The organism is Sulfitobacter sp. SK025, from assembly GCF_003352105.1.
GTDB classification, from domain to species: Bacteria; Pseudomonadota; Alphaproteobacteria; order Rhodobacterales; family Rhodobacteraceae; genus Sulfitobacter; species Sulfitobacter pontiacus.
The window spans coordinates 1975090-2001764 of the sequence record NZ_CP025808.1 but is presented as its reverse complement, the minus strand read 5'-3'; the positions used below and the strand labels follow the sequence as shown (position 1 = coordinate 2001764).

The 26675-nt window shown below is 60.9% G+C and carries 26 protein-coding genes; 15 read left to right on the top strand and 11 right to left on the bottom strand.

What is annotated here, in order from left to right:
- Window positions 1-7 precede the first annotated feature (7 nt).
- The 5 genes from ntrX to dusB form a co-directional block, all read right to left on the bottom strand.
- A complete protein-coding gene (gene ntrX / locus C1J04_RS09705; RefSeq protein ID WP_009824591.1) occupies window positions 8-1420 on the bottom strand; it encodes a nitrogen assimilation response regulator NtrX in 1413 nt (470 codons plus the stop codon).
- Window positions 1413-3635, bottom strand: coding sequence for a sensor histidine kinase NtrY-like (locus C1J04_RS09700; RefSeq protein WP_009824590.1), 2223 nt, complete (start codon window positions 3633-3635; stop codon window positions 1413-1415). The genes ntrX and C1J04_RS09700 overlap by 8 nt, the downstream gene beginning before the upstream one ends.
- 132 nt (window positions 3636-3767) lie before the next feature.
- Window positions 3768-5141: a response regulator gene (locus tag C1J04_RS09695; protein ID WP_005853488.1), complete on the bottom strand. Its 1374-nt coding sequence runs from the start codon at window positions 5139-5141 to the stop codon at window positions 3768-3770.
- Window positions 5142-5143: 2 nt separating this feature from the next.
- Complete coding sequence (locus C1J04_RS09690; RefSeq protein ID WP_009824589.1) at window positions 5144-6235, bottom strand: two-component system sensor histidine kinase NtrB; 1092 nt, start codon at window positions 6233-6235, stop codon at window positions 5144-5146.
- Window positions 6235-7221 carry a tRNA dihydrouridine synthase DusB gene (gene dusB, locus C1J04_RS09685; RefSeq protein WP_009824588.1) on the bottom strand — a complete coding sequence of 329 codons (987 nt, stop codon included), beginning with the start codon at window positions 7219-7221 and terminating at the stop codon, window positions 6235-6237. The genes C1J04_RS09690 and dusB overlap by 1 nt, the downstream gene beginning before the upstream one ends.
- Window positions 7222-7403: 182 nt before the next feature.
- Between dusB and C1J04_RS09680 the strand changes: the two genes are divergently transcribed.
- From C1J04_RS09680 to C1J04_RS09665, 4 genes are all read left to right on the top strand, one after another.
- On the top strand, window positions 7404-8546 hold the full coding sequence (locus C1J04_RS09680; RefSeq protein ID WP_009824587.1) for a bifunctional 2-C-methyl-D-erythritol 4-phosphate cytidylyltransferase/2-C-methyl-D-erythritol 2,4-cyclodiphosphate synthase: 1143 nt from the start codon (window positions 7404-7406) through the stop codon (window positions 8544-8546).
- The gene (locus C1J04_RS09675) at window positions 8543-9040 is read left to right on the top strand and encodes a phosphatidylglycerophosphatase A family protein (RefSeq protein ID WP_009824586.1); all 498 of its coding nucleotides are present in this window, start codon (window positions 8543-8545) and stop codon (window positions 9038-9040) included. The genes C1J04_RS09680 and C1J04_RS09675 overlap by 4 nt, the downstream gene beginning before the upstream one ends.
- Window positions 9021-9500 carry a CinA family protein gene (locus C1J04_RS09670; RefSeq protein WP_009824585.1) on the top strand — a complete coding sequence of 160 codons (480 nt, stop codon included), beginning with the start codon at window positions 9021-9023 and terminating at the stop codon, window positions 9498-9500. The genes C1J04_RS09675 and C1J04_RS09670 overlap by 20 nt, the downstream gene beginning before the upstream one ends.
- A gap of 160 nt (window positions 9501-9660) precedes the next feature.
- Window positions 9661-10842, top strand: coding sequence for an ammonium transporter (locus C1J04_RS09665; protein WP_037944254.1), 1182 nt, complete (start codon window positions 9661-9663; stop codon window positions 10840-10842).
- A gap of 52 nt (window positions 10843-10894) precedes the next feature.
- Here the strand turns inward: C1J04_RS09665 and C1J04_RS09660 are convergent, their stop codons facing one another.
- Window positions 10895-11350 carry a type II toxin-antitoxin system RatA family toxin gene (locus C1J04_RS09660; RefSeq protein WP_009824584.1) on the bottom strand — a complete coding sequence of 152 codons (456 nt, stop codon included), beginning with the start codon at window positions 11348-11350 and terminating at the stop codon, window positions 10895-10897.
- Window positions 11351-11417: 67 nt separating this feature from the next.
- On the opposite strand from C1J04_RS09660, the gene hpt reads away from it, so the two are divergent.
- Both hpt and C1J04_RS19455 read left to right on the top strand, forming a co-directional pair.
- Entirely contained in the window at window positions 11418-11954 is a 537-nt protein-coding gene (gene hpt / locus C1J04_RS09655) for a hypoxanthine phosphoribosyltransferase (protein WP_005853480.1), read from the top strand.
- Window positions 11951-12124 carry a hypothetical protein gene (locus tag C1J04_RS19455; protein WP_174226606.1) on the top strand — a complete coding sequence of 58 codons (174 nt, stop codon included), beginning with the start codon at window positions 11951-11953 and terminating at the stop codon, window positions 12122-12124. Before hpt ends, C1J04_RS19455 begins: the two co-directional genes overlap by 4 nt.
- A 138-nt stretch (window positions 12125-12262) precedes the next feature.
- On the opposite strand, the gene lipA is transcribed toward C1J04_RS19455, so the two are convergent.
- Together lipA and C1J04_RS09645 are read right to left on the bottom strand one after the other, a co-directional pair.
- Window positions 12263-13210: a lipoyl synthase gene (lipA, locus tag C1J04_RS09650; RefSeq protein ID WP_005853478.1), complete on the bottom strand. Its 948-nt coding sequence runs from the start codon at window positions 13208-13210 to the stop codon at window positions 12263-12265.
- Between the two features lie 114 nt (window positions 13211-13324).
- Window positions 13325-14419: a DUF6456 domain-containing protein gene (locus C1J04_RS09645; RefSeq protein ID WP_050766208.1), complete on the bottom strand. Its 1095-nt coding sequence runs from the start codon at window positions 14417-14419 to the stop codon at window positions 13325-13327.
- A 243-nt stretch (window positions 14420-14662) separates the two neighbouring features.
- On the opposite strand from C1J04_RS09645, the gene C1J04_RS09640 reads away from it, so the two are divergent.
- Window positions 14663-14962 (top strand): DUF6477 family protein, encoded by a 300-nt coding sequence (locus C1J04_RS09640; protein WP_009824580.1) that lies wholly within the window; start codon window positions 14663-14665, stop codon window positions 14960-14962.
- On the opposite strand, the gene C1J04_RS09635 is transcribed toward C1J04_RS09640, so the two are convergent.
- Window positions 14955-16493, bottom strand: a complete 1539-nt coding sequence (locus tag C1J04_RS09635) for a trimethylamine methyltransferase family protein (protein ID WP_114865352.1) — start codon at window positions 16491-16493, stop codon at window positions 14955-14957. The two genes, C1J04_RS09640 and C1J04_RS09635, sit on opposite strands and share 8 nt — an antisense overlap.
- Window positions 16494-16693: 200 nt before the next feature.
- On the opposite strand from C1J04_RS09635, the gene guaA reads away from it, so the two are divergent.
- The 8 genes from guaA to C1J04_RS09595 all read left to right on the top strand — a co-directional run bounded on the left by guaA (window position 16694) and on the right by C1J04_RS09595 (window position 25010).
- On the top strand, window positions 16694-18256 hold the full coding sequence (guaA, locus tag C1J04_RS09630) for a glutamine-hydrolyzing GMP synthase (protein ID WP_005853474.1): 1563 nt from the start codon (window positions 16694-16696) through the stop codon (window positions 18254-18256).
- Between the two features lie 73 nt (window positions 18257-18329).
- Window positions 18330-19193, top strand: a complete 864-nt coding sequence (locus C1J04_RS09625; RefSeq protein WP_037953676.1) for a DMT family transporter — start codon at window positions 18330-18332, stop codon at window positions 19191-19193.
- Window positions 19194-19336: 143 nt separating this feature from the next.
- Entirely contained in the window at window positions 19337-20482 is a 1146-nt protein-coding gene (locus C1J04_RS09620; protein WP_037953667.1) for an OmpP1/FadL family transporter, read from the top strand.
- Between the two features lie 161 nt (window positions 20483-20643).
- Window positions 20644-21498 (top strand): ATP-binding protein, encoded by an 855-nt coding sequence (locus C1J04_RS09615; protein ID WP_009824576.1) that lies wholly within the window; start codon window positions 20644-20646, stop codon window positions 21496-21498.
- Window positions 21499-21581: 83 nt separating this feature from the next.
- Window positions 21582-22514 (top strand): homoserine O-acetyltransferase MetA, encoded by a 933-nt coding sequence (metA, locus tag C1J04_RS09610; protein WP_005853468.1) that lies wholly within the window; start codon window positions 21582-21584, stop codon window positions 22512-22514.
- A gap of 1 nt (window position 22515) precedes the next feature.
- Window positions 22516-23478, top strand: coding sequence for an alpha/beta fold hydrolase (locus tag C1J04_RS09605; RefSeq protein ID WP_009824575.1), 963 nt, complete (start codon window positions 22516-22518; stop codon window positions 23476-23478).
- A 52-nt stretch (window positions 23479-23530) separates the two neighbouring features.
- The gene (gene ppk2, locus C1J04_RS09600; protein ID WP_009824574.1) at window positions 23531-24400 is read left to right on the top strand and encodes a polyphosphate kinase 2; all 870 of its coding nucleotides are present in this window, start codon (window positions 23531-23533) and stop codon (window positions 24398-24400) included.
- Window positions 24393-25010, top strand: a complete 618-nt coding sequence (locus tag C1J04_RS09595; RefSeq protein WP_005853462.1) for a TetR/AcrR family transcriptional regulator — start codon at window positions 24393-24395, stop codon at window positions 25008-25010. Before ppk2 ends, C1J04_RS09595 begins: the two co-directional genes overlap by 8 nt.
- Here C1J04_RS09595 and C1J04_RS09590 read toward each other — a convergent pair.
- Window positions 25007-25996 (bottom strand): LLM class flavin-dependent oxidoreductase, encoded by a 990-nt coding sequence (locus tag C1J04_RS09590; RefSeq protein WP_009824573.1) that lies wholly within the window; start codon window positions 25994-25996, stop codon window positions 25007-25009. The two genes, C1J04_RS09595 and C1J04_RS09590, sit on opposite strands and share 4 nt — an antisense overlap.
- A gap of 177 nt (window positions 25997-26173) precedes the next feature.
- Window positions 26174-26674: a 30S ribosomal protein S9 gene (gene rpsI / locus C1J04_RS09585; protein WP_005853459.1), complete on the bottom strand. Its 501-nt coding sequence runs from the start codon at window positions 26672-26674 to the stop codon at window positions 26174-26176.
- Between the last annotated feature and the right edge of the window lies 1 nt (window position 26675).

Genomic DNA, 26675 nt, shown 5'->3' with positions numbered 1-26675 from the left:
AACGCGGTCAGCTATCGGCTGCCCCGTCATCATCCACATGCGCCACCCGCGTGCCCGACTTGGCCGAGGTCACCACCCCGAGACTTTTGAGCTTACGGTGCAGCGCCGACCGTTCCATGCCGACGAAATTCGCGGTGCGGCTGATGTTGCCGCCGAACCGGTTGATCTGGGTCAGCAGGTATTCGCGTTCGAACGCCTCGCGGGCCTCGCGCAGGGGCAAGGTCGCCAAGGCACCGGACAGCACCACGCGGCCTTCTTCATCGGTGGTTTCTTCCTCGCCCGGCAGCTCGCGCGCTTCGATCGGACCGGTGCCGTCGCCAAGGATCAGCACACGTTCCACCAGGTTCTTGAGCTGACGCACGTTGCCCGGCCAGACCATCGTCTGCAACAACGCCTCTGCATCGCCCGAGAATTCGCGCAGCGGCAACCCCTGCGAGGCGTTGAAGTCCGCGATAAAGTGGCGCGCCAAGACGGGGATATCCTCGCGACGCTCCTCAAGCGACGGGACAGAGATCGGCACGACGTTGAGCCGGTGAAACAGTTCCTGCCGGAAGGTGTCCGCTTTAATCGCGGCGTCCAAATCCTTGTTTGTGCTGGATATAACGCGCAGATCGACACGCACCTTGTCGTTGCCACCGACGCGGGTGAATTGCTGGTCCACCAGTACACGCAGGATTTTCGATTGTGTTCCCAGCGGCAGATCGGCCACCTCGTCAAAGAAGATCACCCCGCCATGCGCCTGTTCCAGCAGGCCCGGCTCTACCCCACGGTCAGGGGTTTCGCGGCCAAACAACACTTCTTCCATGCGGTCTGGCGCCACACTGGCGCAGTTGACCGTTACGAAGGGGGCCGAGGCACGGTTGGAATTGGCATGGATATAGCGCGCGGCGATCTCTTTGCCCGCCCCCGCAGGGCCGCGCAGCATCACCCGACCGTTCGATTTCGTGACCTTGTCAAGCTGCCCCATCAGCGTTTTGAAGGCGGTCGAGCTGCCGATCATATCGGTGCTGGCGACCTCGCGCCGTTTGAGGCTGTGGTTCTCGCGACGCAAGCGCGAGGTTTCCATCGCGCGGCGGATCACCACCATCAACTGGTCGATATTAAAGGGTTTTTCGATGAAGTCATAGGCACCCTGCTTGATCGCCGCGACCGCGATTTCGATGTTCCCATGCCCCGAGATGATGACAACAGGCACATCCGGATTGTCCCGCTTTACCGTTTTCAGAATGTCGATTCCGTCCATCCGGCTGTCTTTCAACCAGATATCAAGGATCATCAGCGCCGGCGGCTCCGCGTTGATGGCCGAGATCGCCTCGTCCGAATTGCCGGCCAACCGCGTGACAAAGCCTTCGTCTTCCAGAATGTCCGAAATCAACTCGCGGATGTCGCGTTCGTCGTCAACGATCAGGATGTCACTCATTATGGGTCTCCAGTTCTGGGGTTCCGGTGGGGGCAGCAAGGGGTAGCGTGATCACCGCCATTGCGCCGAAATGTGTTTCGCCCGCGAAGACCGGCGCGTTTTCCAACGACAACGTCCCGCCGTGTTCTTCGATGATCTTTTTCACGATGGGCAGGCCAAGGCCAGTCCCTTCGGATCGGGTGGTGACATATGGCTCGAACAGTCGCGCGCGGTCTTCCGGCAATCCGATGCCATTATCCGCTATGGTGATTTGTAGCGCCGTTTGGGTTGTGGTCAACTGCACCTCGATGCGCGGGTCTATGTCGGCCTCTGGGTCGTTTTGCTTACGGCTTTCAATGGCTTCGCCCGCGTTCTTAATCAGATTTGTTAAGGCTTGCGACAGCATTGTCTGGTCCACCCGCGCCAGTATCTCTTGTGTCGGCAGATTGGCGCTGATGGTCACGTCGGGCTGGCCCGACTGCTGCAACACGACCGCATCTTGCAGCACCTGAACGACATTCTGCACAGAGGTTTCTGGCTCTGGCATGCGCGCGAATTTGGAGAATTCATCGACGATACGGCGCAGGTCGCCAGTCTGGCGGATGATCACGCCGGTCATCTGGTCAAGGCTGGCGGCGTCGTCGGGCAGCTTGGGGCCGAACTTGCGTTTGATCCGCTCGGCGCTCAGCTGGATCGGAGTAAGCGGGTTCTTGATCTCGTGGGCAATACGCCGCGCCACGTCGCCCCATGCGGCCATGCGCTGCGCGCTCACCAGATCGGTCACATCGTCAAAGGCGACAACATAGCCTTCTAGCCGCCCGTCCTCGCTGCGCCGTGTGGCGACGCGCACCAGGAGATTCTCCATCTGCCCCTGACGCGAGACCTTGATCTCGCCCTGCGCGACCTCGTTCTGCCCCTTGACGACCGTATTGAACAGCGGGCCGAACTCCGGCACCGCGACAGAGAGCGCCAGCGATTGCTGGTCCTCGCTCCAGTCCAGCAGCCGCGCGGCAGAGCGGTTGACGAAGGTCACCCGCCCTTCGGGGTCCAGCCCCACGACGCCTGAAGTAACGGAGCTAAGCACCGAATCGAACAGGCGGCGACGGCGTTCGATCTGGCGGGTGTTATCCAGCAACGTCTCGCGCTGGCCTTTCAACTGTTTGGTCATCTGGTTGAAGTAGCGGCCAAGCATGGCGATCTCGTCATCGCCTTCTTCCTCGCGGACCTGAACCTCAAGATCACCGGCACCGACCTGCTGCGCCGCGCCGGTTAGGCGACCCACCGGCCCTGACAGACGTTCGGCAAACCACAGTCCCAGCCAGACCGCCGCGAGAATCAGGATCACCGCAAAGCCCACATAAAGCAGCCCGAATTCGAACAGCAGCTTGCCGCGCTCGTTTTCAAGCTGTTGGTACAGTCGCACCGTTTCCTTGGTATCGTCCAGCAGCGACAGGATTTTTCCGTCCACATCGCGGCTGACGTAAAGATAGCGATCGACAAAGGCTTCCATCAGCACCAGCGCGCGGAATTCGTTGTTGTCCCAATCCTCGATCACCAGCGGCGCGCCGTCGAGCTCTTGTGCCTCGCGGATCTGTTCGGGAGTCGGTTCTTCGAAATCGAACAGATAGGACCGGTCGCCGCGCGCGCGGATCTGGCCGGTGCCGTCGATCATATAGGCCTCACGCAAGCCGCGCTGGATCAGGCGTTGCCCGTCCGCCAAAAGCTGGGTGTCCGGCACATCAACGCCCTGCGTGCGCGCTTGATCAATCGCGCGGGCCAAGGCGATGGCATCTTCGCGCAGATCGTCGCTTTGCTCGTTCTCATAGGCTTCGGCGGCGGCCAGCGAATTGCCCACCACCGACCGCACCCGATCCGAGAACCAGCCCTCAAGCCCGACGTTGATCGTCAGGCCCGCGAAGATCGCAACACTCACCGTCGGGATCAGCGCCATCAGCGCGAACACCCCCGTCAGACGCAGGTGCAACCGCGAGCCCGCCGACTTCGCCCGCCGCGCCGCCACCAGCCGCGCGACCTCGCTCAGCACAAGGGCGGCGACGAGCAGGATATAGACCAGATCGATCAGCAGAATGATGCGCAGGCTGGGGGTGTTTCCGCCTTGTTCAAGCGGGCCGAGCACCAGATAGGTGACAAGCGCCAGCACCGGCCCCAGAACCACAAGCCCCAAGGTCGCCAGATTGCGCACGCGCCTGATCCGGCGCAGGCGCTCAAGCCGCATAAGATAATAGCTGCGTGACCGGGTAAGCACCCGCTATCCTCACCGATGATGTGATGCACCTATGCATCAACCGCCCATTTTTGTGGTCCTGATCCGGCTTTGAGGCTAGATGGCCACGGTTATGTGGCGCTTTTACATCATTTTTCGACCGCGTGTCACCTCAATATCGAGGTCCGTGATCTTTTTTCTCAGCGTATTGCGGTTGATTCCCAGAAGGTCTGCACATTTCGCCTGATTACCAGCGGTAGCGGCAAGGGCGATCTCGATCAACGGGGCTTCGATCTCGCGCAGGATACGGGCGTAGAGCCCGGGGGGCGGCAGCATGGATCCGTGCTGGTCAAAGTATCTCTGTAGGTGACGTTCGACCGACGCGCCGAGCTTTTCGGTATTGGCCTGCGCGCGCAGCGGTTCGGGGTCGGGTTGCGCCCCCAGCACATGCTCTGCCTCGGATTGGGTGATTTCGGGCGCGCGGCTGGTCAGCGCCAGTTGCCGCATCGCGTGTTCCAACTGTCGTACGTTGCCGGGCCATTGATAGTTGGCAAAGACTTTCGCCGCCCCTTCGGACAGGGCGCGCGGCGCGGTATTGCCGGTTTCGGACCGTTCAAGGAAATGCGCGGCAAGCAAGGCAATATCATCCACGCGGTCGCGCAGCGCGGGCACATGCAGCGTCGCCCCCGAAAGACGATAATACAGATCGCGCCGTAGGGTGCCCGCCTTCATCGCGGCGGCCAGATCCGATTGGCTGGTGGCAAGGAACCGCGGCGCATGTTCGCCGGGCGTGTCCATCATGCGTGCGATACGGGCCTGAATCTCTTCCGAGAAATCGCCGATCTCGTCAATCAGCAGCGTCCCGCCGCGGACCCTCGCCAAGACACGTGTCGGGCCTTCAAGGTCTTGCAACTCGGCCGAGGTGACGGTGACAAAGGGCAGGTTCCGCCGGTCCGAAAAATCGTGGATCGCCTTGCCAATCAGCGACTTTCCTGTGCCGGATTCGCCCCAGATCAACACCGGCAGATCCGTGTTCATCACCCGCGCCACCACGCGGTAGAGCGCCTGCATCACCGGCGTGCGCCCCACCAGCGGCAGATCATCGCGGTCCCCATCGCTGTCAGAGCTGGTCTGCGCCGGACGGCGGGCGGGCCCGCTGCGCTCTAGCGCGCGGGCGGTGCGTTTCATCAGGTCAGGCAGGTCGAAAGGCTTGGGCAGGTAATCATAGGCTTCCGCCTCTGCCGCCTTGATCGCGGTCATGATGGTGTTCTGCGCCGAGATCACGATGACGGGCAAACCGGGGCGGTCCTGCGCGATCTTGGGCAGCATCTCGAGCCCATTACCGTCGGGCATCACCACATCCGAGATCACAACGTCGCCTTTGCCCTCGCCCACCCAACGCATCAGGGTGGTCAGGCTGGATGTCGCGTGCACCTTGCAGCCCGCGCGGGTCAGTGCCTGTGTCAGAACGGTGCGGATTGTGCGGTCGTCATCAGCGACCAGAACGGTGCCATCCATCGTTAATTCTCCTGATCGGAAGCGGTATTTTCAATTTGGGTCTTATCGGCCCGCGGCAGTGAGATGCGGAACACGGTCTTGCCGGGCACAGAATCCACCGTGATCCAGCCGCCGTGGTCGGAAATAATCTTGCTCACCAGCGCCAGCCCCAGCCCGGTGCCGTTCTCACGCCCGGATACGAAGGGTTCGAACACGTCAGCGCGGATCGCCTCTGGCAGACCGGGGCCGTCGTCGATAACTTCGATCTGCAAAGGCAACGATTGCGCCGTGCCGTCGGATCGGCGCATGCGGAAGGAATGTTCATAATAGCTGTGCAACCGGATCGTGCCGCCCGAGGGGCCTGCCGCCTCTGACGCGTTCTTGATCAGGTTCAGCACCACCTGCAACAACTGGTCCTTGTCGCCCAAGGCCGGCGGCAGCGAGGGGTCGTAATCCTCGATGATCTTCATGCGCGCGCCGAACCCCAGCAGCGCAGACCGGCGCGCGCGGTCCAGCGCGTCATGCAGGTTCACCGCCTTGCGTTCCGGCGGCATCAGGTTGCCGAATTGTTCGACCTGTTCCAGCAGCTTCACGATCCGGCGCGATTCCGCGACGATCAGGTCTGTCAGCTCCAGATCCTCGGTGCTGAGATTCATGCTGAGCAGTTGCGCGGCGCCCGTAATTCCTGCCAGCGGGTTCTTGATCTCATGGGCCAGCATCTCGGCCATGCCGATGGCGGATTTGGCGGCGGATTTGACCGAATTATTCTGCGTCATCCGACCGGCCATCTCGCGGGGGGTGATCATCAGGATCATCTGCCCCGCCGCATCGATCAGCGGCGCGAAGTGCAACGCGCATTGCACCGGCGGGCGCTGGCCGCTGCCGACATCAACATCGTTGACGAACAAGGGCGTGCCATTGTCGCGGGCGCGGGTGAACGCCTCTTCCAGAGGGGCGTCGACGGCGATCATGTCCCACACCGGCACACCGCGCACGGATTTTGCAGAGGCGTTCAGAAACCCTTCGGCTTCCGAGTTCAGCTCGGCAATCGTGTCGTCTGTATCGATCAGAATGGCGGGCACGGGCAGCGAGGCGAAAACAGTATCCAGCGACATCAAGCGGCCTCCAACTGGTGGTCCGGCAGACAGGCGGACGGGATAAGACGGTGGACCTCGGCGGGGCTGGCCGCGGTCAGTACCGCGCGGCGCAGATCAGCGGGGGTGTTGCTGGTGTCCATGTACCACCCCAGATGCTTGCGCGCGACGCGTAGGCCGATCACCTCGCCATAGAACCGGATGATCGCCTCGTAGTGGTCGGACACCATGCGCGCGAAATCGGCGCCCTGCGGGATGACCGGTGCGGGCGCGCCAAACAGATCATGGGCCACCTGAGCCAGCAGCCACGGTTTACCTTGGGCACCGCGCCCGATCATCACACCATCCGCCCCCGACTGCGCCAGCGCCTGCCGCGCGGCATCGGTGCTGATGATATCGCCATTGGCAATGACAGGAACAGAGACCGCCTGTTTGACACCCGCAATCGCGGCCCAATCGGCGGAGCCCTTATAGAACTGGCAGCGCGTGCGCCCGTGGATGGTGATCATGGTGATCCCCGCCGCTTCGGCCCGCGCGGCGATCTGTGGCGCGTTCAGCATATTGTCGTCCCACCCCAGTCGCGTCTTGAGCGTGACGGGCACGTTCACCGCGTTCACCACCGCCTCGATCAGGCGCAGCGCGTGGTCGGGCGTTTTCATCAGCGCAGAGCCGGAATAGCCCTGGGTCACCTTCTTGGCGGGGCAGCCCATATTGATGTCGATCACGCGCGCGCCCTGCCCTTCGACCATCCGCGCGGCCTCGGCCATGGGGGCGGCCTCGCGTCCTGCCAGCTGTACCGCAGTGCCTTCGACGCCAAGCCCCAGTTCGGCCTTTTCCAGCGTCCCGGGGCGGGCGTTGATCATGTCGACGCTGGCAACCATCTCTGACACCACCAACCCTGCGCCAAAAGACGCCACCAGTGTGCGGAACGGCAGATCAGTGATCCCCGCCATCGGAGCCAGCAAAACGGGCGGGTCGAGTTTGAAGGGCAGATCCGAGAGATCCAAACGCTTAATCCTTGTGCAATTGCCTTTGGTTTACCGAGGGGTGGGCCGAAACTCAATCAAACCAAAAGCTTTTGCTGGTGAGAAACTGACCTGTTGCCTAAAATTTAGGCATAGGGCGCGGGCGATTGCACAGGCTGCTTTGCGGGCTTAGAACGGGGCGAGTTTATCAAAGGGGGCGCGCGATGGCGTCGACACCGAAAATCGCAGCGCTCATCGTGGCCGCCGGACGGGGTACCCGTGCGGGGGGCGCCGTGCCCAAACAATGGCAGCCGCTGTGCGGGAAACGCGTGATCGACCACACGCTTGCGGCTTTCCAGCGGCATCCGCAGGTCGACCGGATCATCATCGTATTGAACGCCAGTGACATGGCGCAGGCCGACGGGTTCACCGCGCAAGGCTGTCTTGTCGCCGAAGGGGGCGCGGATCGCGCAGCATCGGTGCGCAACGGTCTGGCGCTGCTGGGGGATGCGGATCTGGTGCTGATCCATGACGCCGCCCGCCCCTGTGTCACGCCGCAAATCATCGACGGTGTGATCGACGCGCTGGCCACAGATGCCGCAGCCGCCCCCGGCCTGCCTGTCACCGACGCGCTTTGGGTGGCCGAAGACGGAGCCGTCGCAGGCACGCAGGACCGCACCGCGCTTTATGCCGCCCAAACCCCGCAAGGTTTCGATGCCGCCACGATCCGCGCCGCTCATGCCGCCTTTGAAGGCATCGCCGCCGATGATGTAGAGGTCGCCCGCGCCGCCGGTGTTGCGGTTGCCATCACCCCCGGCAGCGTCGATAACCTGAAAATCACGGTGCCGGGCGATTTGACCCGCGCCGCCCGCATATTGGAGTCTTCGATGGATATTCGCACCGGCAACGGGTTTGATGTACATGCTTTCGGTCCGGGGGATCACGTCACACTTTGCGGCGTTGATATCCCGCATGATCAGGGGCTGGTCGGCCATTCCGACGCCGATGTCGGTATGCATACGGTCACCGATGCGATCTATGGCGCGCTGGCTATGGGCGACATCGGCCAGCATTTCCCCCCATCTGACCCGCAGTGGAAAGGGGCGCAAAGCCATATCTTTCTGCGCCATGCCGCCGATCTGGCACGCAGCGAAGGGTTCACCCTGACCCATGTCGATTGCACACTGATCTGCGAATACCCCAAAGTGGGGCCTCATGCCGCAGAGATGCGCCGCGTGATGGCGGATATCCTGTCCCTCGAAGAAAGCCGTGTGTCGGTCAAGGCGACGACCTCGGAACGTTTGGGATTTACCGGCCGCGGCGAAGGCATCGCCTGCATGGCCACAGCAACATTGGTGAAACTATGACTTTGGCAAAGCTGATCGCGACTGTTCTGGGGGTGGGTTACATCCGCCCTGCCTCGGGCACCTGGGGGTCGCTGGTGGCGCTGCCCTGGGCCTGGCTGCTCCATGTCATCGGGGGGCTGCCGCTGTTGATCGCAGGCATCGTTTTTACCTTTGCCGCCGGTTGGTGGGCCACCGCACGCATGACCGCCGGAAGCGCTGATCATGATCCGTCGGAAATCGTGATCGACGAGGTTGCGGGCCAATGGGTCGCGCTGCTGCCGCTCAGCTATGCCAGCTGGACGATGGATATGAACATCCTTGTGATGTGGCCCGGCTGGATCGCGGCTTTTGCGCTTTTCCGACTTTTCGACATCTGGAAGCCGCTGATCATCGGCTGGGCCGACCGGCGCGGCGATGCGCTTGGCGTGATGCTGGATGATATCTTTGCAGGCATTTTTGCACTGCTGGGGGTGATCGCACTGGCCGTGCTGTATCATGTGTATCTCTTTGCCTGATTTGCACGCCCTTCTGAACCGCGCCCGCGCGCGCGAGGTCATGATCGCCTGCGCCGAAAGCTGCACGGGCGGCATGGTCGCAGCCGCCCTGACGGACCTGCCCGGATCCTCCGCGATCTTTGACCGTGGGTTTGTCACCTATACCAATGCCGCCAAGATCGACCTGCTTGGCGTCAGCCCTGACACACTCACCGCCCACGGCGCGGTGTCCGAGCAGGTCGCCCTTGAAATGGCGCGTGGTGCCTTGGCACGATCTGGCGCGCAGATCGCCGTGTCGATCACCGGTATCGCAGGCCCCGGCGGGTCAGAGCATAAGCCCGAAGGCCGCGTCTGTTTCGGCCTCGCCACGGCGTCCGGTATCACCACCCAAACGCAAGAGTTCGGCGCATTGGGCCGCGATAAAGTCCGCCGCGCTGCCCGCGATTTCGCCTTGGGGCTGATTTTTGAGGCGATTGCATAACGCCCGCAAAACAGGCGGCATGGCGAAATTGCTGCCTAAATATGTGGCGAATGTAGAAATGCCCGTTTAATCACCGGCTTTGCCCGCATTTTAACTTTTGTCGCGCGCGCACATCCGTTTCACCCGTCTGCAATCAAAAACCTTTCGGGAGGAAACCAAGATGAACGCAGCTGATACGGCCTGGATCATGACCGCCACGGCCTTGGTCCTGTTCATGACATTACCGGGGCTCGCGCTCTTCTATGGCGGGCTGGTGCGCAGCCGCAACGTGCTGAGCGTTTTCATGCATACCTACGGCGTCGCCTGTCTGATGAGCGTGCTATGGTTCTTCGCCGGATACTCCATCGCCTTTGGTCCCGACACATCGGGCCTCTGGGGCGGCTTGGGCAAGATCGGCCTGTCGGGGGTCACTGCTGACAGCCTGTCAGGCACCCTGCCCGAGATTCTGTTCTTCGCCTTCCAGATGACATTCGCAGTGATCACCCCCGCGCTGATCGTCGGTGCCTATGTGGAGCGTATCGGCTTTGGCTTTGTAATGCTCTTCTCGGGTCTCTGGATGCTGCTGTGCTACGCGCCCGTGGTGCATTGGGTCTGGGGCGGCGGTTTCCTGGCCGATGGCGGCATCTTTGGCGAGGTCGGCGTGCGCGATTTCGCGGGCGGCATCGTGGTGCATGAAACAGCTGGCCTCGCGGCGCTGATCCTCGCGGTCTTCCTTGGTCCACGCCTCAACCACAACACCCCGCCGCATAACCCGGGCTTCGTGATGATCGGGGCGGCGATGCTCTGGGTTGGCTGGTTCGGCTTTAACGGCGGCTCGCAACTGGCCGCAGACGGAGGTGCGGCGATGGCGATCACGGTGACCCATATCTCTGCCGCCACCGCCTCGCTCACTTGGGCGCTGTGGGAGCGGATCAAATTCGGCAAAGCATCGTTGGTCGGCATCGTCACAGGCACCATCGCGGGACTGGCCTCCATCACGCCTGCGTCGGGTTTCGTCGGCCCTTGGGCGGCGCTGCTGATCGGCGCGGTTGCCGGGATCCTGTGCCAGGAAGCAGTCGTCTTGATCCGCAACAAGGCCAAGATCGACGACACGCTTGATGTATTCGCGGTTCACGGCGTGGGTGGTATCTTTGGGACCATCATGATCGCTGCCCTCGGGGCGGGGTCCTGGGCCGCACAACTGGGGTCGCTGGCGATTGTCGGTGTCTATACCACGGTGGTGACCGTCGTGCTGGTGCTGGTCTGCAAGGCGATCACCCCGCTGCGTGTCAGCAAAGAGGTCGAGGTCAACGGGCTTGATCTGTCCGTCCACGGTGAACGGGCCTATGATCTAAGCAGTTGATCGGGAAAACGCAGACCCACGCAAAGGCCCCGCACCGGGGCCTTTGTCGTTTCTAGGCCCCGGCCCCATAGAGCGCCGCCGCGCGTTTCTCGAACGCCCGCACCACCCGCTGCATCGCCTCATTAAAGACGACGCCGATGATCTTTTGCAAAATCGCGTTCTTGAATTCGAAATCGACGAAGAAATGCACCTTGCAGCTGCCGTCGCCATTGTCCTCGAACGCCCAGTTCGATTTCATGTATTTGAACGGGCCATCCAGATATTCGGTGTCGATCTTCTTGGCCGCTGGCCACAACACCACCCGGCTGGTGAAACGTTCGCGAAACACCTTGAAACTGATGACAAGATCGGCGTCCATCACCTCGTGATCACCCTTATCCTCACGGCTTTTGATCCGCGCGGCGGCGGTCCAGGGCAAAAATTCTGGGTATGACGCCACATCGGCCACCAGATCATACATCTGTTCGGCGGTGTAGGGCAGTTCGCGGGTCTCTGAATGGGTAGGCATTGATTTCCATCTGTCATGAAGTTAGCCCTTATGAAATCCTATCTCCCCCTTTTTCAAGGTAAAACCCATGACGACGCGACCTTATGTCATCGATGAAATGATCTCGGCCAAGGCAATCGCCGCGCGGATCGAAACTCTCTGCCGCGAAATCCAAAGCGAATTCGCAGGCACCGAAAAGCTGACAGTGGTGGGGCTGCTGCGCGGATCTTTCGTGTTTATCGCCGATCTGGTGCGCGAGCTTGACCTCCCGATCGAGGTCGATTTCCTCGAAGCCTCCAGCTATGGCGATGGCATGGAAAGCAGCAGAGAAGTCCGTATCCTCAAAGACTTGCGCGGCGCAATCGAAGGGCGCGATGTGCTGGTCGTCGAAGATATCGTCGATACGGGCCACACCCTGCATCACGTACGCAACCTGCTGATGTCGCGCGAACCCGCACGGCTGAAAACCATCGCCCTGCTCGACAAACCCAGCCGCCGCGAGGTGGACATGAAGGCCGATTGGATCGGCTTTGAAATTCCCGATGAATTTGTTGTGGGCTACGGCATCGATTTCGCACAGCGCGACCGCAACCAGCCCTTTATCGGCAAGGTCCGTTTTACATGAACGTCGCTTGGCTGATGCGGATGAAACGGTGGGTGCAGCACCCGCCCTCGGCGGGCCGCGTCAAATTCGTCCTTGCTGTGGTCCTGGCCGGCGCGCTGATTTTCACCGCAGAATACTTTGGTTACTGGCCCGAGTGGGCCACGACCCAACGGATCAAAAACCCGTTCTAACCTTTCCAAATGGATGTAAATCCCGGGGAGTTTGAGGGGCAGCGCCCCTCATTGTACCGCGTGAGTTTAAGGGGCAGCGCCCCTCATTGTACCGCGCGAGTTTGAGGGGCTGCACCCCTCAAACTCAATGCATCACAGTTACCCTAGCTTCGCCAACCGCGCCGCCTGCAGCCGCGCAAAGTCATCCCCCGCGTGGTAGCTCGACCGCGTCAGAGGCGTCGCAGAGACCATCAAGAACCCCTTGCCATAGGCCGATTTTTCATAGGCGGCGAATTCATCGGGATGCACAAAGCGGTCCACCGCGTGGTGCTTTGGTGTCGGCTGCAGATATTGCCCGATGGTCAGAAAATCGATGTCCGCCGCGCGCATGTCTTCCATGACCTGCATAACCGACTGACGATCCTCGCCCAGACCGACCATGATGCCGGATTTGGTAAACATCGTCGGATCAAGCTCTTTGACCCGCTGCAACAGACGCAGCGAATGGAAATACCGCGCCCCGGGGCGGACCTCGGGGTAGAGGCCGGGCACTGTTTCCAGATTGTGGTTAAACACATCCGGGCGCGCCTCGACCACGGTTTCCAGCACTTTGGGATCACAGCGGATGAAATCGGGGGTCAGGATCTCGATCGTGGTGCCCGGGGACCGTTTGCGCACGGCGCGGATGGTCTGGGCAAAATGTTCTGCCCCGCCGTCTTCGATGTCGTCGCGGTCCACGCTGGTGATCACCACGTGGTTCAGCCCCAGTTTGGACACCGCATCGGCCACACGCCCGGGTTCAAAGATGTCCAGCGCTTCCGGCGGGCGCCCTGTCGCGATGTTGCAGAAGGTACAGGCGCGGGTGCAGACCTCGCCCATGATCATCATGGTGGCATGGCCCTGCGACCAGCATTCGCCCACATTCGGGCAGCCGGCTTCTTCGCAGACAGTCACCAGCTTGTTCTCGCGCATGATCTTTGCGGTATCCGCATAGCCTTTGCCACCCGGCGCCTTCACCCGGATCCACGACGGCTTTTTCGGCTGTGGATTGTCGGGGCGTCGGGCCTTTTCAGGGTGGCGCTGCTCGGGGATTTTCAGGTCTCGCATGATCAGGCTCCGTTTGGAATACGCCCCTTATGTAGTAGGTTCGCGCGGCGCATGAAAGAGGCAGTTGTCAGCTGCGGGGCAGACATGCGGTGCGCGCCGATCCGGATCCGCCGCCTAGCCGATCATCGCGCTCCCGGGGCCAAGCGTTTCCGCATAGTGTTTGCGCAAGCGCATCAGGGCGATACGCAGAACGATCTTTCCCGACCGCGCTGACCAGCCAAGGCGCTTTTCCGTGGTTTCCAGCCCTTCCAGATAGCAGCAGCACCGCAGCACAATATCCGACAGACCCGGTCCCAGATCCGCCAGCGCCGATCCCACCCGTGCCCGGGCTGCAGAGGGTGCGCTGCCTTCAAAGCTGACGCTGTCGCCCTGCCCGCCCGGTGCCAGAAACCGGTCCCAGTTCTGCGTCACCGCCTCGCCCATTTGCGCCAGTTCAAAATCCTCGCGCAGGCGCTCTCCGGCTTGGACGAGACTGTCGGACAGGAACGGCGCGCCCTTTGCGTCGCGTCTGCGGGCGAGCGCGGCCAACGGGCTTTCTGCCAGAGTGTAGCGCAAGCGCCGCGCTGTCTTCTGCCGCGCCCCCTCTGGCAGCGGCGGCGCAGGGGCAAAACTGGTTTGGGATTCGGCAAAACCGTTCTGTGCCCCCTGACCCAGCATCTCTTCCAGCGCATGCCGTCCGGCCGCGGTGATGTGATAGCGCAGGATGCGCCCCTCGCCATCACTCGCGATCCAGCCGTTAAGCGCCATCGCCTGCGCGACACAACGGTCCACCACGGCAGTTCGCGTCTGCGCGCCATCCGGACCACCGCGCACGACAACGGCCTTGTCCATCTCGGCCGCCACGGCCAGCAACGCACCGGTTTCGCACAAGCGCCGCAAGATGCGCTGCGCTTCGCTTTTTAGGGTTTCATCATCGGGCATCATGGGGGGTGAGGTGTCATTCATCGCGGCGGGCTCCTGCATGGGGTGGGTTTCAAAACGGCTGACCTGCCCCAGCAGATCAAGGGCGTCGTCCACCAGCGGATCATCGCGCCGCGTTTCCAGCCGCCGGATCTGGCGCAGGATGGTAGAGGCGTGACACTCAGCGGATCGCGCCAGCGCCCGGATCGGCTGGCCCATCTCCACATGCGACACGTAATGCCGCGCGGCATCCGGTACCCATCCGGGCAATCCACGTCGGTCCGGCGGCGTATTCAAAACTTGGGTCATGCGGTCTCCTTTCTTCAGGCGGCGCGGTTATCCACAGCCTTATCCACAATACCAAAAGGTTAATTGGTTATGGATTTGTTAATATTTACCGATACAACCCATAATTGTTTCCAAAGGGTAAACAGTCGTAACCGCGACGCACGCAGACCTCGCCGCGCGAGCAACACCAGGATCCTGCGTGAAATCCTGCCCGTGAGCGGCCATGCGATGGCATGACCCCGTAGCCAGCAAGGATTTGATTTTATGCAAGATATTCTGACGCGTCTTCGCGGTATCCACCGTCCCGCCATATTGGTGCAGGCAGGCACCATCGGGGCCCGCAGCTATCGCCGCGGCCCCGCCCTGCGCCGGATACTGGGGAAAGCGACCCTGCCGCGCAGCGCTGTGGTGCTGGTGCAGCTGATCGATATAGAGGCAGACCTGAACGCCAGACGTAAAAAGACGGACGCAGGCTATAACCTGGTCCGTCATATAGAGGTGATGATCGCCCTCATTGCCGAGGCCGCGATCTTGCGCGAAAACTTCCGAGATGCGGCTACATAAAGCTGTCAGGCTCCGCCGCCTTGCGTTCCGCGACAAAGGCATCAAGCGCCGCACGCGTCTCGGGGTCCATAGGCGGTTGCACATAGTCGCCCAACAGCTTTTCAACCCGGGCTGCCGCCAGCGACTGGGTATCGCGCGCGCCCTCATCTGACCATGTTTCAAATGGCTTGTAGTCCAGCAGATCGGATTTCCAGAAGGCTTCCTTAAAGTTGGCCTGTGTGTGTGCGCATCCCAGATAATGCCCCCCCGGACCAACCTCGCGGATCGCATCCAGCGCTTGCGCGTTTTCGCCAATCTCTACACCGCGCGCCAAATGGTGCAACGCGCCCAGCTGATCGGCATCCATCACGAATTTCTCGAACGAGGCGACGAGCCCCCCTTCCAGCCAGCCACAGGCGTGGAGCATAAAGTTCACCCCCGACAAAAGCCCCATGTTCAGACTGTTCGCCGTCTCATAGGCTGCTTGCGCGTCGGGCAGTTTTGACCCACAGAACGAGCCCGAGGACCGGAATGGCAGGTTCATCCGCCGCGCCAACTGCCCCGCCCCATAGGTGATATGCGCGGCCTCCGGCGTGCCAAAGGTCGGCGCACCCGAGTTCATGTCGATCGAGGTCACAAAGGCCCCGAAAATCACCGGCGCGCCCTTACGGATCAGCTGGCTATAGGCGATGCCCGCCATGACCTCGGCCAGGACCTGCGTCAATGTCCCTGCCACGGATACCGGTGCCATCGCGCCGCCAACGATAAACGGCGAAATGATCGACGCCTGATTGTTCTCGGCAAAGACCTTCAGGGCCCCCATCATCACATCATCAAACGTCATGGGCGAGTTGATGTTCACCAGCGACGTCATCACCGTGTTCTGGTCGACGAAATCCGCCCCGAACAAAATCTTGCACATGTCCACGGAATCCTGCGCGCGGCTCGGTTCCGTGACGGATCCCATGAAGGGTTTATCGCTTAGCGTCATATGCGCATGGAGCATGTCCAGATGGCGCTTGTTGACGGGCACATCGGTGGGCTCACAGACGGTGCCGCCGGAATGGTGCAACCACTTGGACATATAGCCAAGCTTCACGAATTTGTTGAAATCTTCCATCGTGGCATAGCGACGGCCCCCGGCGGTGTCGCGCACGAAGGGCGGGCCATAGACTGGGGCCAACACCAGATTGCGCCCGCCGATCTCGACGTTGCGCGCGGGGTTGCGCGCGTGTTGGGTGAACTGCGACGGCGCGGTCTTGCACAGCTCGCGTGCCAGCCCGCGGGGGATACGCACGCGGTCGCCGGTCACATCCGCCCCGGCCGCGCGCCACAGCGCCAGCGCCTCGGGGTTGTCGGGAAAGTTCACGCCGATCTCTTCCAACACCGTATCGGCGTTATACTCGATGATCTGCAGCGCCTCTTCGGTCAGCACCTCGTAGTTGGGAATGTTGCGTTCGATGTATTTCGCTGTCTCGAAGGACACAGCCGAGCGTGCCGCCCGACGTGCCGCACCGCCACCACCGCGCCCGCGTCTTGCTGATTCCGCCATGAGGTCTTCCTTTCCGCCAAAACTGACGCCTAGCTACCCCATTCACGCAGCGGGCTTTACGCGGTTTACGGCCTTAGAGGTCAAAAACCGACATCATGATCCGCCGACCCTTTCATTTTGCCAAAATAAACTCCGGGGGTCTGGGGGCTGGCCCCCACTCCACTCTTGCCACGCAGGCCATCCGCCCATAATCAGTCTGCATGACAGATATCTCCCATGACCGCCTTCTCATCATCGACTTCGGCAGCCAGGTCACCCAGCTGATCGCCCGCCGTTTGCGTGAACTTAATGTGTTCTGCGAAATCCACCCGTTCAACACGGTGGATGATGCCTTTCTCAAGGATTTTGCGCCCAAGGCGGTGATCCTGTCGGGGGGGCCGTCCTCGGTCTTCGCCGAAGGTGCGCCCATGCCGCCGCAATCGGTGTTCGAGCTTGGCGTACCGATCCTTGGCATCTGCTACGGCCAACAGGTCATGATGCATTGCCTGGGTGGCAAGGTTGAACGCGGTCACGGCACCGCTGAATTCGGACGCGCCTATGTGACCCCCTCCGAGGCCCGTCTTGAGCTGTTGGAAGGCTGGTTCCTCACCGAGAAAGAGCAAGTCTGGATGAGCCACGGCGATCACGTCAGCGCCATCGCCCCCGGTTTCGAAGTCTACGGGACCTCGCCTCACGCGCCTTTCGCGGTTACCGGCGATGTGTCGCGCAATTTCTATGCCGTGCAGTTCCACCCCGAAGTACACCACACCCCCAATGGCGCGCGCCTGTACGAAAACTTTGTGCGTCTCGCGGGTTTCAAGGGCGACTGGACAATGAGCGCCTACCGCGACGAGGCCATCGCCGCGATCCGCGAGCAGGTCGGTGATCAAAAGGTCATCTGCGGTCTGTCCGGCGGGGTCGATTCCTCGGTCGCGGCCGTGCTGATCCACGAAGCGATTGGGGACCAGCTCACTTGCGTCTTTGTCGACCACGGTCTGCTGCGCAAGGGCGAGGCCGAAGAGGTCGTCACCATGTTCCGTGACAACTACAACATGCCGCTGATCCACGCCGACGAACAGGAACTGTTCCTGGGCGAGCTGGATGGCGTGTCCGACCCCGAAACCAAGCGCAAGATCATCGGCAAACTGTTCATCGACGTGTTCCAGAAGCACGCCAAGGAAGTCGGCGATGCCACCTTCCTCGCACAGGGCACGTTGTACCCCGATGTCATTGAATCCGTGTCCTTTTCCGGCGGCCCGTCGGTGACAATCAAATCGCATCACAACGTGGGCGGCTTGCCCGAAAAGATGGGCCTCAAGCTGGTCGAGCCGCTGCGCGAACTTTTCAAGGACGAGGTGCGCGAGCTTGGCCGCGAGCTGGGTCTGCCGCCGTCGTTTATCGGCCGCCACCCCTTCCCCGGCCCCGGCCTCGCCATCCGCTGCCCCGGTGAGATTACCCGCGAAAAGCTCGACATCCTGCGCGAGGCGGACGCGGTCTATATCGACCAGATCCGCAAGCACGGGCTTTATGATGAAATCTGGCAAGCCTTTGTGGCGATCCTGCCTGTCCGCACCGTGGGTGTGATGGGCGACGGGCGGACCTATGATTTCGCCTGCGCCCTGCGGGCCGTCACCTCGGTCGATGGGATGACGGCGGATTACTATCCGTTCACCCATGAATTCCTGGGCGAGACCGCAACACGCATCATCAACGAGATTCCGGGCATCAACCGGGTGACCTACGACATCACGTCGAAACCTCCCGGCACCATTGAATGGGAATGATCTGAATGGCTGTGATCGGCCGCATGACAAAGATGCCTCCGGCGGGGATTTTTTTCCATTTGGAAGAGAGACCATGACCCCGACGCTAAGGGCGGCTTTGTGGATGATGGGGTCGATCACGTCTTTCTCTGCGATGGCCGTCGCCGGGCGCGAGCTTGGCGGCAGCCTCGATACTTTCGAGATCATGATGTACCGGTCGCTGGTGGGCGTGATCGCTGTGTTTACGCTCACGACCGTTTACGGGACCTGGGGGCAGATCAACCGGCGCGATTTCGGCACGCAGATCGGGCGCAATCTGGCGCATTTCACCGGACAGAATCTGTGGTTCTACGCCGTTACCGTGATCCCGCTCGCGCAGGTCTTTGCGCTTGAGTTCACTTCTCCGCTTTGGGTGATTGTCCTGTCGCCGCTGATTTTGGGCGAACGGCTTACCAAGGTGCGTGCTTTGGCGGCGGTTCTTGGGTTTATTGGCATCCTTTGTGTTGCCCGCCCGACGATTGCCGGGCTGAATGCCGGCGTGATCACGGCGGCGTCCTCGGCGATCTTCTTTGCGCTTACGATCATGCTGACCAAGCGGCTGACGCGCAGCCAGACGATCACCTGTATCCTGTTCTACCTGACCGTGACGCAACTGGTTTTTGGCGTGATCATGGCCGGTTACGACGGGGATATCGCGGTGCCCGAGGTGGCACAGATGCCGCTGTTGTTGCTGATCGGTGTTGCAGGGCTTATGGCACATTTCTGCCTGACCAACGCCTTGTCCATTGCGCCTGCGACAGTGGTCGTCCCGATCGACTTTGTCCGCCTGCCCCTGATTGCCGTCATCGGAATGCTGGTCTATGCCGAGGCCTTGGATATCTGGGTCTTCATCGGCGGCGCGATTATCTTTGCCGGCAATTACATGAACCTCTGGATCGAATCCCGCCGCGTTTCGTAACGAAACTGCAACAGTTCTGGCATAGGGGCGCAGACTTCCCCTTGGTCAAGAATTGACAGATTGACGCATGCTACCGTTCAGTTGCTGTATAAATTGTGGCTGCGTGTTGTGGCTGCATTGCTTCTGGGGAGGAGTATTTAGAGATGACGTATCGAGTAATCGCAATGGCGGCCCTGTTGGGCAGCGCATCCACGTTGCACGCGGGGGGGATCGACCGGTCGGGTCAGTCGATCACGGCCCTGTTTGAAAGCGGCCGGTATGCTGAGTTCAGCCTTGGGTCGGTATCGCCGAATACATCGGGGGTTGGGGTTCAAGCAACTCCGGGTGTCAAATCCGGGAATATGACAGACAATTTCTTTACTTTCGGCGCAGCTTATAAAGCGGACATCAATGATCAGCTTTCTTATGCCATCATCTATGATCAGCCGTTTGGAGCAGACGTGGCCTATGACACCGGCACAGGTTACTTTGCCGCCGGATCTACTGCCACCTTCGATAGCGATGCCCTGACGGCTCTACTTCGCTACAAAACGCCAAACAACTTTAGCGTTCATGGTGGTATCCGTGTTCAACGAATTGAAGCTTCGGCGCTTATTCCTTTCGTTACTGCGGCACCGAACCCAAACAACCCATTTATCACAAATCCCGGTGCTCCGTATTCCGTAAAAGGCGATCAGGAAACCGGGGTTGGGTATGTCGCCGGTGTGGCTTACGAAAAGCCAGAAATCGCTATGCGGGTATCCCTTACATATAATTCGAAGATTAGTTACGACGTTGATACAACGGAAAACTCAGCCCTTGGTATGGGTGTGAAATCGACTACAGAGGTGGATACACCCCAGTCGCTAAACCTCGAATTCCAGACGGGTATTGCTGCCGATACTCTACTGTTCGGTGGTGTTCGCTGGACTGACTGGTCGTCGTTCGAAATCGCACCGCAGCAATATGCTACGCTTACACGCGGCGGCAAGCTGCTTAGCTATGACGACGATGTATATAGCTATAGCTTGGGTGTTGGACGACGTTTGAATGATACTTGGTCTGTGGCAGCATCCATAGGCTACGAGAAGTCCGAAGGTGGTTTTTCTAGCAACCTAGGACCTACAGATGGCAACAAAAGCTTGGCGCTTGCCGCTACATACTCCCGTGACAATGTGAAAATCACTACCGGTATTCGCTACATCAACATCGGTGATGCAGAAACCGAGGCAGGACTTGCATCGCCCGCAGCGACATTCGAAGACAACGACGCTGTTGCGATCGGTGTGAAAGTCGGCTTCACCTTCTAAGCCCTACCACAGCAACGCTCTATCAGCCCGCCCCAGCAATGTGGCGGGCTTTTTCATGGGCCCGCGATGTCTGACGTCTCGTGGCCGATGTCTCGCGTCTGGTGTCTGGGCACAGGCTAGGCTACTCATTGCGAAACAAGACGTTCCAAGGATGACGACCCATGCTTTACCCCTCTGCCGATGCGTGGCGTGCCGCGCCGCATAAACATGTGCTGGTCTTTGGCATGTCGGGTCTGGGCAAGACGCATATGGCGCATCTGCTGCGGCAATCGGCGAGGTGGTTTCACTACTCCATCGACTACCGGATCGGCACGCGATACTTGGGTGAAACCATCGCCGACAACGCCAAGGCCGAAGCGATGAAGGTGCCCTTCCTGCGGGATCTTCTGCTGAGCGACAGCATCTACATCGGGTCAAACATCACCTTTGATAATCTCTCGCCCGTGGCGACCTGGCTGGGCAAGCCCGGCGATGCGGCCAAGGGGGGATTGCCGATGGCGGAATATGCCTCGCGACAGGACGCGTTCAAACAGGCAGAGATCGCGGCCCTGCGCGACACCGGCCATTTTGCCCGCCGTGCGCAGGCGCTTTATGGGTATCCGCATTTCATCTGCGACACCGGCGGCTCGATCTGTGAATGGGTGGACCCCGATGATGACAATGATCCGCTGATGCAAACCCTGTCGGCGGAATGTCTGCCGGTCTGGATCAAGGGCGACGATGCTCACACCCAAGAGCTGATCCGCCGCTTTGACAAAGCGCCCAAGCCGATGGCCTATCAACCCGAATTCCTGCTGCGGGTGTGGCAGGAATATCTGAGCGAAAACAACTGCCAAGAGGATGATGTCGATCCGGATGCCTTTATCCGCTGGACCTACGCCCAAGCGCTTGCCCACCGACAGCCGCGCTACGAGGCGATGTCGCGATGGGGGGTGACCGTGACTGCCGATCAGGTGGCCGGGCTCAAATCCGAGGATGATTTCAACGACCTGATCGCGGGGACGTTAAGCGCGTGACCCTTGGCGCCCTCTGCGCGGGCGCTTATCTAAATCCGGCGCAGATGATGCAAGACCTGAGCCCCTAGACGTGGAATACCGACATGCCGATTAAACTGCCTTCCGACCTGCCTGCCTATGACGTGCTGACGCGCGAAGGTGTCATGGTGCTGGACGAGGAAATGGCGGCGCGTCAGGACATCCGGCCTTTGCGCATTGCCTTGCTGAACCTGATGCCGAAAAAGATCCAGACAGAGAACCAGTTCGCGCGGTTGATCGGGGCGACGCCCCTGCAGATCGAATTCAGCCTGATCCGCATGTCCGACCACCAGTCGCGCAATACGGCCGCAGATCACCTTGAAAGCTTTTACCGCCCGTTCGAGGAAGTCACCCATGAGAAATTCGATGGGCTGATCATCACCGGTGCCCCGATAGAGCATCTGGACTTTGATGACGTCACCTATTGGGAAGAGCTTACCCGCGTCTTTGACTGGACCCAGACCAATGTCCATTCAACCTTCGGCGTGTGCTGGGGTGGCATGGCGATGATAAATTATTTCCACGGTATCAAAAAGCATCTGCTGGAGGAAAAGGCCTTCGGCTGCTTCCGCCACAGCAACCTTGAACCGTCGTCACCCTATTTGCGCGGGTTCTCGGATGATCTGGTGGTGCCGGTCAGCCGTTGGACCGAAATGCGCGCGGCAGAGGTCGACGCCGTGCCCAGCCTGACCACCCTGCTCGGCAGTAAGGAGGTCGGCCCCTGTCTGGTCGAGGATGCAGGGCATCGGGCACTCTATATCTTCAATCACCTTGAATATGACCGCGACACATTGAAGGATGAATATGACCGCGATGTCGCCCAAGGCACGCCGATCAACGTGCCCTGCAACTATTACCCCGATGATGATCCTGCACAGGTGCCGCTGAACCGCTGGCGCAGCCATGCGCATCTGCTCTACGGCAACTGGATCAACGAGATCTACCAGACCACCCACTACGATCTCAACGACATCGGTCGCAGCAATTTTGGGACGTAGCATGCTGTTGATCCTGACGCTGGTCTGCGTGGGCTTGGTGATCGTGGTGCACTGGCGGGCCAGCGCGCGCGAGGCTGCGGCCAACGCTGGCTACCCGCCGATTGGCGAGCTGATCGATATCGACGGCGTCAAGGTCCATGCCAAGGTGCAGGGCAGCGGGCCGGAACTGGTGCTGATCCACGGGGCGTCAGGGAATATGCGGGATTTCACCTTTGACATGGTGGACCAGCTTACCGACCGCTACCGCGTTATCCTGTTCGACCGTCCGGGGCTCGGTTGGACCGACAACCTGCCCCAGCACGCGGGCGCATGGAATGCCACCGCGGCCACACCCCATGAACAAGCCGCGCTGTTGCAAAAGGCAGCGGACAGGCTTGGGGTGAGCAACCCGATGGTGCTGGGTCACAGCTATGGCGGCGCGGTGGCGCTGGCGTGGGGGCTGTCGCGGCCCGATGACACGGCGGCGCTGGTGCTCGTATCCGCCGTGTCCGAGCCGTGGGAAGGTGACCTTGGCTGGCAGTACAAGATCACCGGTTCTGCCTTTGGGTCGGGTATCGTGATCCCGCTGGTCACCGCCTTTGTGCCGCAGGGATTTGTGCGCGCCAGCGTCGGCGCGATCTTTGCCCCGCAAGACACGCCTGTCGGCTATAGTGACCACATCGGCACCGGCCTGTCCCTGCGCCGGATGTCCATGCGCGCCAATGCGCAACAGGTGAACACGCTGCTGCCCGAGATCAAGAAGATGGTCCCGAAGTATGATACGCTGACCATGCCGGTCGAACTGATCCACGGCACCGCAGACACCATCGTCCCGCTGGATGTCCACGCGGCAATCGCCACGCCGCAACTGCCCGACGCGGCGCTGACCACCCTACCCGGCATCGGCCATATGCCGCAACATGTGACCCAACCCGACGTCATCGCCGTCATTGACCGCGCAGCGACACGTGCGGGTTTGCGCTAGGGGGCAGAACGCTCCATAAGTTAGGGTGAACAGGATATTTGAGGAGGCCCCCATGGACCTGCCCTTTGACGGTGCGATCAGCGCCTATTTCGAAAACGACGCGCCCGCGCCCATCAACAAGGCGATCAAACGCGCCGACAAGGACGATATCCTGAGCGACAGCTACCCCCATTCCGAACGTCTGGGGCGCAAGCAATATGACCGCGAGATGGATCGGCTCCAGATCGAACTGGTCAAGCTGCAAGCATGGGCGCGCGACACCGGCACACGGATCGCGATGATCTTTGAAGGCCGCGACGCTGCGGGCAAAGGCGGCACCATCTCGCGCTTCCGTCAGAACCTGAACCAGCGTGCCGCCCATATGGTGGCCCTGCCCAAACCCACCGAAACCGAAGCTGGGCAATGGTATTTTCAACGCTATATCAAGCATTTGCCGACCGCCGGCGACATGGTGTTCTTTGATCGCAGCTGGTACAATCGCGGCGTCGTCGAACCGGTGTTCGGCTTTTGCACCGAGGCCCAGCGTGAAGCCTTCTTCGATCAGGTTGTCCCGCTGGAAAAGATGCTGGTGGACGATGGGCTACACCTGTTCAAATTCTGGCTCAACGTAGGCCGCGGCGAACAGCTGCGGCGGATGCTCGCGCGCGAAGGCGACCCGCTAAAGCAATGGAAGCTCAGCATCATCGATGTCAAAGGGCTGGCGAAATGGGACGCCTATAGCGTCGCGATCAAGGACACGCTGCTGCGGTCCCACACGCCGCAGACCCCGTGGACGGTGATCCGCTCTGACGATAAACGCCGCGCGCGGCTGGCAGCGATCCGGACCGTGCTCCACGCGTTTGAATATACAGGCAAAGACACCAAGGCGATCGGTGCGATTGATGACCAGATTTGCGGCGGGCCGGATATCTGGGATGCCTAAACGCGGCTATCACCACGGCAACCTGCGACAGGCGCTGATCGACGGCGCGCTCAAACTGATCGAGGATCGCGGCCCCACGGGGTTCACCCTGTCAGAGGCGGCGAAACAGGCGGGTGTCACCCCCGCAGCCGTCTATCGCCATTTCGAGGGCCGCGAAGACCTGATCGCCGAAGGCGCGTTGCAAGGCTATGATATCTTTGCCGAATTGATGGAAGCCGCGTATCAATCCGGCCAACCTTCCGCGCTCAAGGCGTTCGAGGCGACAGGCCGTGCCTATCTTGCCTTCGCCCGCGATTATCCGGGCCATTACATCGCGATGTTCGAAAGCGGCATTTCCGTCAACCGCACCCCCGATCTGGCCGCCGCTGCGGCGCGGGCCAATGGGGTGCTGGAACAGGCTGCAAGCGATCTCAGCCAGCATATCCCGTTGGAAAAGCGCCCGCCCGCCTCGATGTTCTCGGCCCATATCTGGGCGCTGAGCCACGGGGTGGTTGAACTCTTCGCCCGGAATTCCCCCGGCAGGGCCTCTCCCTTTCCCGCAGATGATCTGCTGGAAAGCGGCATCGGCATCTACCTGCGCGGCCTTGGTCTGGTGGGACCGGACGACTAGGCGGCGATCTCCGCCAAGGCCTGCGCCGCGATCTCGAAGGATTTGACCCGCGCGGCGTGGTCGTGGATCTGCCCTGTCAGGATCAATTCATCCGGTTGATATGTCTCAATCATCTGCGACAGTTGCCGCGCGACACGCTCGGGGCTGCCCACGGCAGTGACCCGCAGGGCCTGATCGACGGCTTGACGCATCTGAACGCCAACCTCGGCATCAATATCGCGCACCGGACGCGGCAGCTTGCCCGGTTTGCCGGTGCGCAACCGCACAAAAGCCTGCTGCATGGAGGTCCGAAGGTAGGCCCCCTCTTCATCGGTATCCGCCGCGAAAACATTCGCCGCCAACATGAAATGCGGTTTCTCCCACTGCGCCGAGGGTTTGAAATCGCGACGGTAAATCGCCACGGCGTCTTCCAACGCATCGGGGGCGAAATGCGAGGCAAAGGCATAGGGCAGCCCGAAATGCGCCGCCAGCTGCGCGCCATAGAGCGAAGAGCCCAATATCCACACCGGCACATGCGTGCCCTGACCCGGATGCGCCATCACACGCGCGCCCGCAGGGGCCTCGCCAAGATAGCCGATCAGCTCGGCCACATCTTCGGGGAAACGGTCGCCCCCTTGCATCCCGCGCCGCAAGGCGTGGTACACGGCCTGATCCCCACCGGGCGCGCGGCCAAGGCCCAGATCAATCCGGTCTCCGTGGATCGTGGCAAGCGTGCCAAACTGCTCTGCAATCGCCAGCGGCGCGTGGTTCGGCAACATGATGCCCCCCGCGCCCACACGGATGCGAGAGGTGTGATCCGCCACATGCCCGATCAACACCGATGTCGCGGCAGAGGCGATCCCCGGCATGTTGTGATGCTCTGCCATCCAGTAGCGATAATATCCCGCCGCTTCGGTTCGCTTTGCCAGATCAATCGTATTCGCAATAGCTTGACGGGCATCTGACCCTTCGGGCACGGGGGAAAGATCAAGGACTGAATATCGCATGGGGCGGCTCCGTTTTTAACGCAACCTCTACCTAAGCACGCGGCCTGTAAAACAAAACCACCCCGCCGGCTTCATTTTGCGAAATAAACTCTCCCCGAAGGGTCGGCTGGCCTCAGGCGCATACGAAAAAGGCCGCCCCGGCAGGAGCGGCCTTTTCCCAAAACTGTAAAGCAAAGCTCAACGCTTGGAGAACTGGAAGCTCTTACGCGCTTTCGCACGACCGTACTTCTTACGCTCAACAACACGGCTGTCGCGTGTCAGGAAGCCTGCCGCTTTCAGCGCGCCGCGCAGGGAGGGATCGTAGAGCTGCAGTGCTTTGGAAACACCGTGCTTCACCGCGCCCGCCTGACCGGACAGACCGCCACCTTTCACAGTTGCAACAACGTCGAACTGACCGTCGGTGCCTGTGATGGTGAATGGCTGTGCCAAGATCATCTGCAGAACGGGGCGTGCAAAATATTCGTTTTGCGCTTTGCCGTTTACGATGACTTTACCGGAACCTGGTTTGATCCAGACGCGGGCAACCGCATCTTTACGCTTACCGGTTGCATAGGCGCGGCCTTGCGCGTCACGCACGGGCTCGCGTGGGGTCATTTCAACTTCTGTCCCCTGAACGCCACCGATGTTCTCGGTTACGGCCGCTTCGAGGCCTTCGAGTGTTTTGATTTCATCAGCCATG

Bases quoted from the DNA above. Each gene is read 5' to 3' on its own strand.
- C1J04_RS09635 (WP_114865352.1), bottom strand. From the start codon at position 16,493: ATGGCGGAATCAGCAAGACGCGGGCGCGGTGGTGGCGGTGCGGCACGT.
- ntrX (WP_009824591.1), bottom strand. From the start codon at position 1,420: ATGAGTGACATCCTGATCGTTGACGACGAACGCGACATCCGCGAGTTG.
- hpt (WP_005853480.1), top strand. From the start codon at position 11,418: ATGACGACGCGACCTTATGTCATCGATGAAATGATCTCGGCCAAGGCA.
- C1J04_RS09680 (WP_009824587.1), top strand. From the start codon at position 7,404: ATGGCGTCGACACCGAAAATCGCAGCGCTCATCGTGGCCGCCGGACGG.
- guaA (WP_005853474.1), top strand. From the start codon at position 16,694: ATGACAGATATCTCCCATGACCGCCTTCTCATCATCGACTTCGGCAGC.
- C1J04_RS09700 (WP_009824590.1), bottom strand. From the start codon at position 3,635: ATGCGGCTTGAGCGCCTGCGCCGGATCAGGCGCGTGCGCAATCTGGCG.
- C1J04_RS09625 (WP_037953676.1), top strand. From the start codon at position 18,330: ATGACCCCGACGCTAAGGGCGGCTTTGTGGATGATGGGGTCGATCACG.
- C1J04_RS09665 (WP_037944254.1), top strand. From the start codon at position 9,661: ATGAACGCAGCTGATACGGCCTGGATCATGACCGCCACGGCCTTGGTC.
- rpsI (WP_005853459.1), bottom strand. From the start codon at position 26,674: ATGGCTGATGAAATCAAAACACTCGAAGGCCTCGAAGCGGCCGTAACC.
- C1J04_RS09670 (WP_009824585.1), top strand. From the start codon at position 9,021: ATGTGTATCTCTTTGCCTGATTTGCACGCCCTTCTGAACCGCGCCCGC.
- C1J04_RS09615 (WP_009824576.1), top strand. From the start codon at position 20,644: ATGCTTTACCCCTCTGCCGATGCGTGGCGTGCCGCGCCGCATAAACAT.
- C1J04_RS09690 (WP_009824589.1), bottom strand. From the start codon at position 6,235: ATGTCGCTGGATACTGTTTTCGCCTCGCTGCCCGTGCCCGCCATTCTG.
- C1J04_RS09640 (WP_009824580.1), top strand. From the start codon at position 14,663: ATGCAAGATATTCTGACGCGTCTTCGCGGTATCCACCGTCCCGCCATA.
- C1J04_RS09605 (WP_009824575.1), top strand. From the start codon at position 22,516: ATGCTGTTGATCCTGACGCTGGTCTGCGTGGGCTTGGTGATCGTGGTG.
- C1J04_RS09675 (WP_009824586.1), top strand. From the start codon at position 8,543: ATGACTTTGGCAAAGCTGATCGCGACTGTTCTGGGGGTGGGTTACATC.
- C1J04_RS19455 (WP_174226606.1), top strand. From the start codon at position 11,951: ATGAACGTCGCTTGGCTGATGCGGATGAAACGGTGGGTGCAGCACCCG.
- metA (WP_005853468.1), top strand. From the start codon at position 21,582: ATGCCGATTAAACTGCCTTCCGACCTGCCTGCCTATGACGTGCTGACG.
- C1J04_RS09590 (WP_009824573.1), bottom strand. From the start codon at position 25,996: ATGCGATATTCAGTCCTTGATCTTTCCCCCGTGCCCGAAGGGTCAGAT.
- lipA (WP_005853478.1), bottom strand. From the start codon at position 13,210: ATGCGAGACCTGAAAATCCCCGAGCAGCGCCACCCTGAAAAGGCCCGA.
- ppk2 (WP_009824574.1), top strand. From the start codon at position 23,531: ATGGACCTGCCCTTTGACGGTGCGATCAGCGCCTATTTCGAAAACGAC.
- C1J04_RS09660 (WP_009824584.1), bottom strand. From the start codon at position 11,350: ATGCCTACCCATTCAGAGACCCGCGAACTGCCCTACACCGCCGAACAG.
- C1J04_RS09620 (WP_037953667.1), top strand. From the start codon at position 19,337: ATGACGTATCGAGTAATCGCAATGGCGGCCCTGTTGGGCAGCGCATCC.
- C1J04_RS09645 (WP_050766208.1), bottom strand. From the start codon at position 14,419: ATGACCCAAGTTTTGAATACGCCGCCGGACCGACGTGGATTGCCCGGA.
- C1J04_RS09595 (WP_005853462.1), top strand. From the start codon at position 24,393: ATGCCTAAACGCGGCTATCACCACGGCAACCTGCGACAGGCGCTGATC.
- C1J04_RS09695 (WP_005853488.1), bottom strand. From the start codon at position 5,141: ATGGATGGCACCGTTCTGGTCGCTGATGACGACCGCACAATCCGCACC.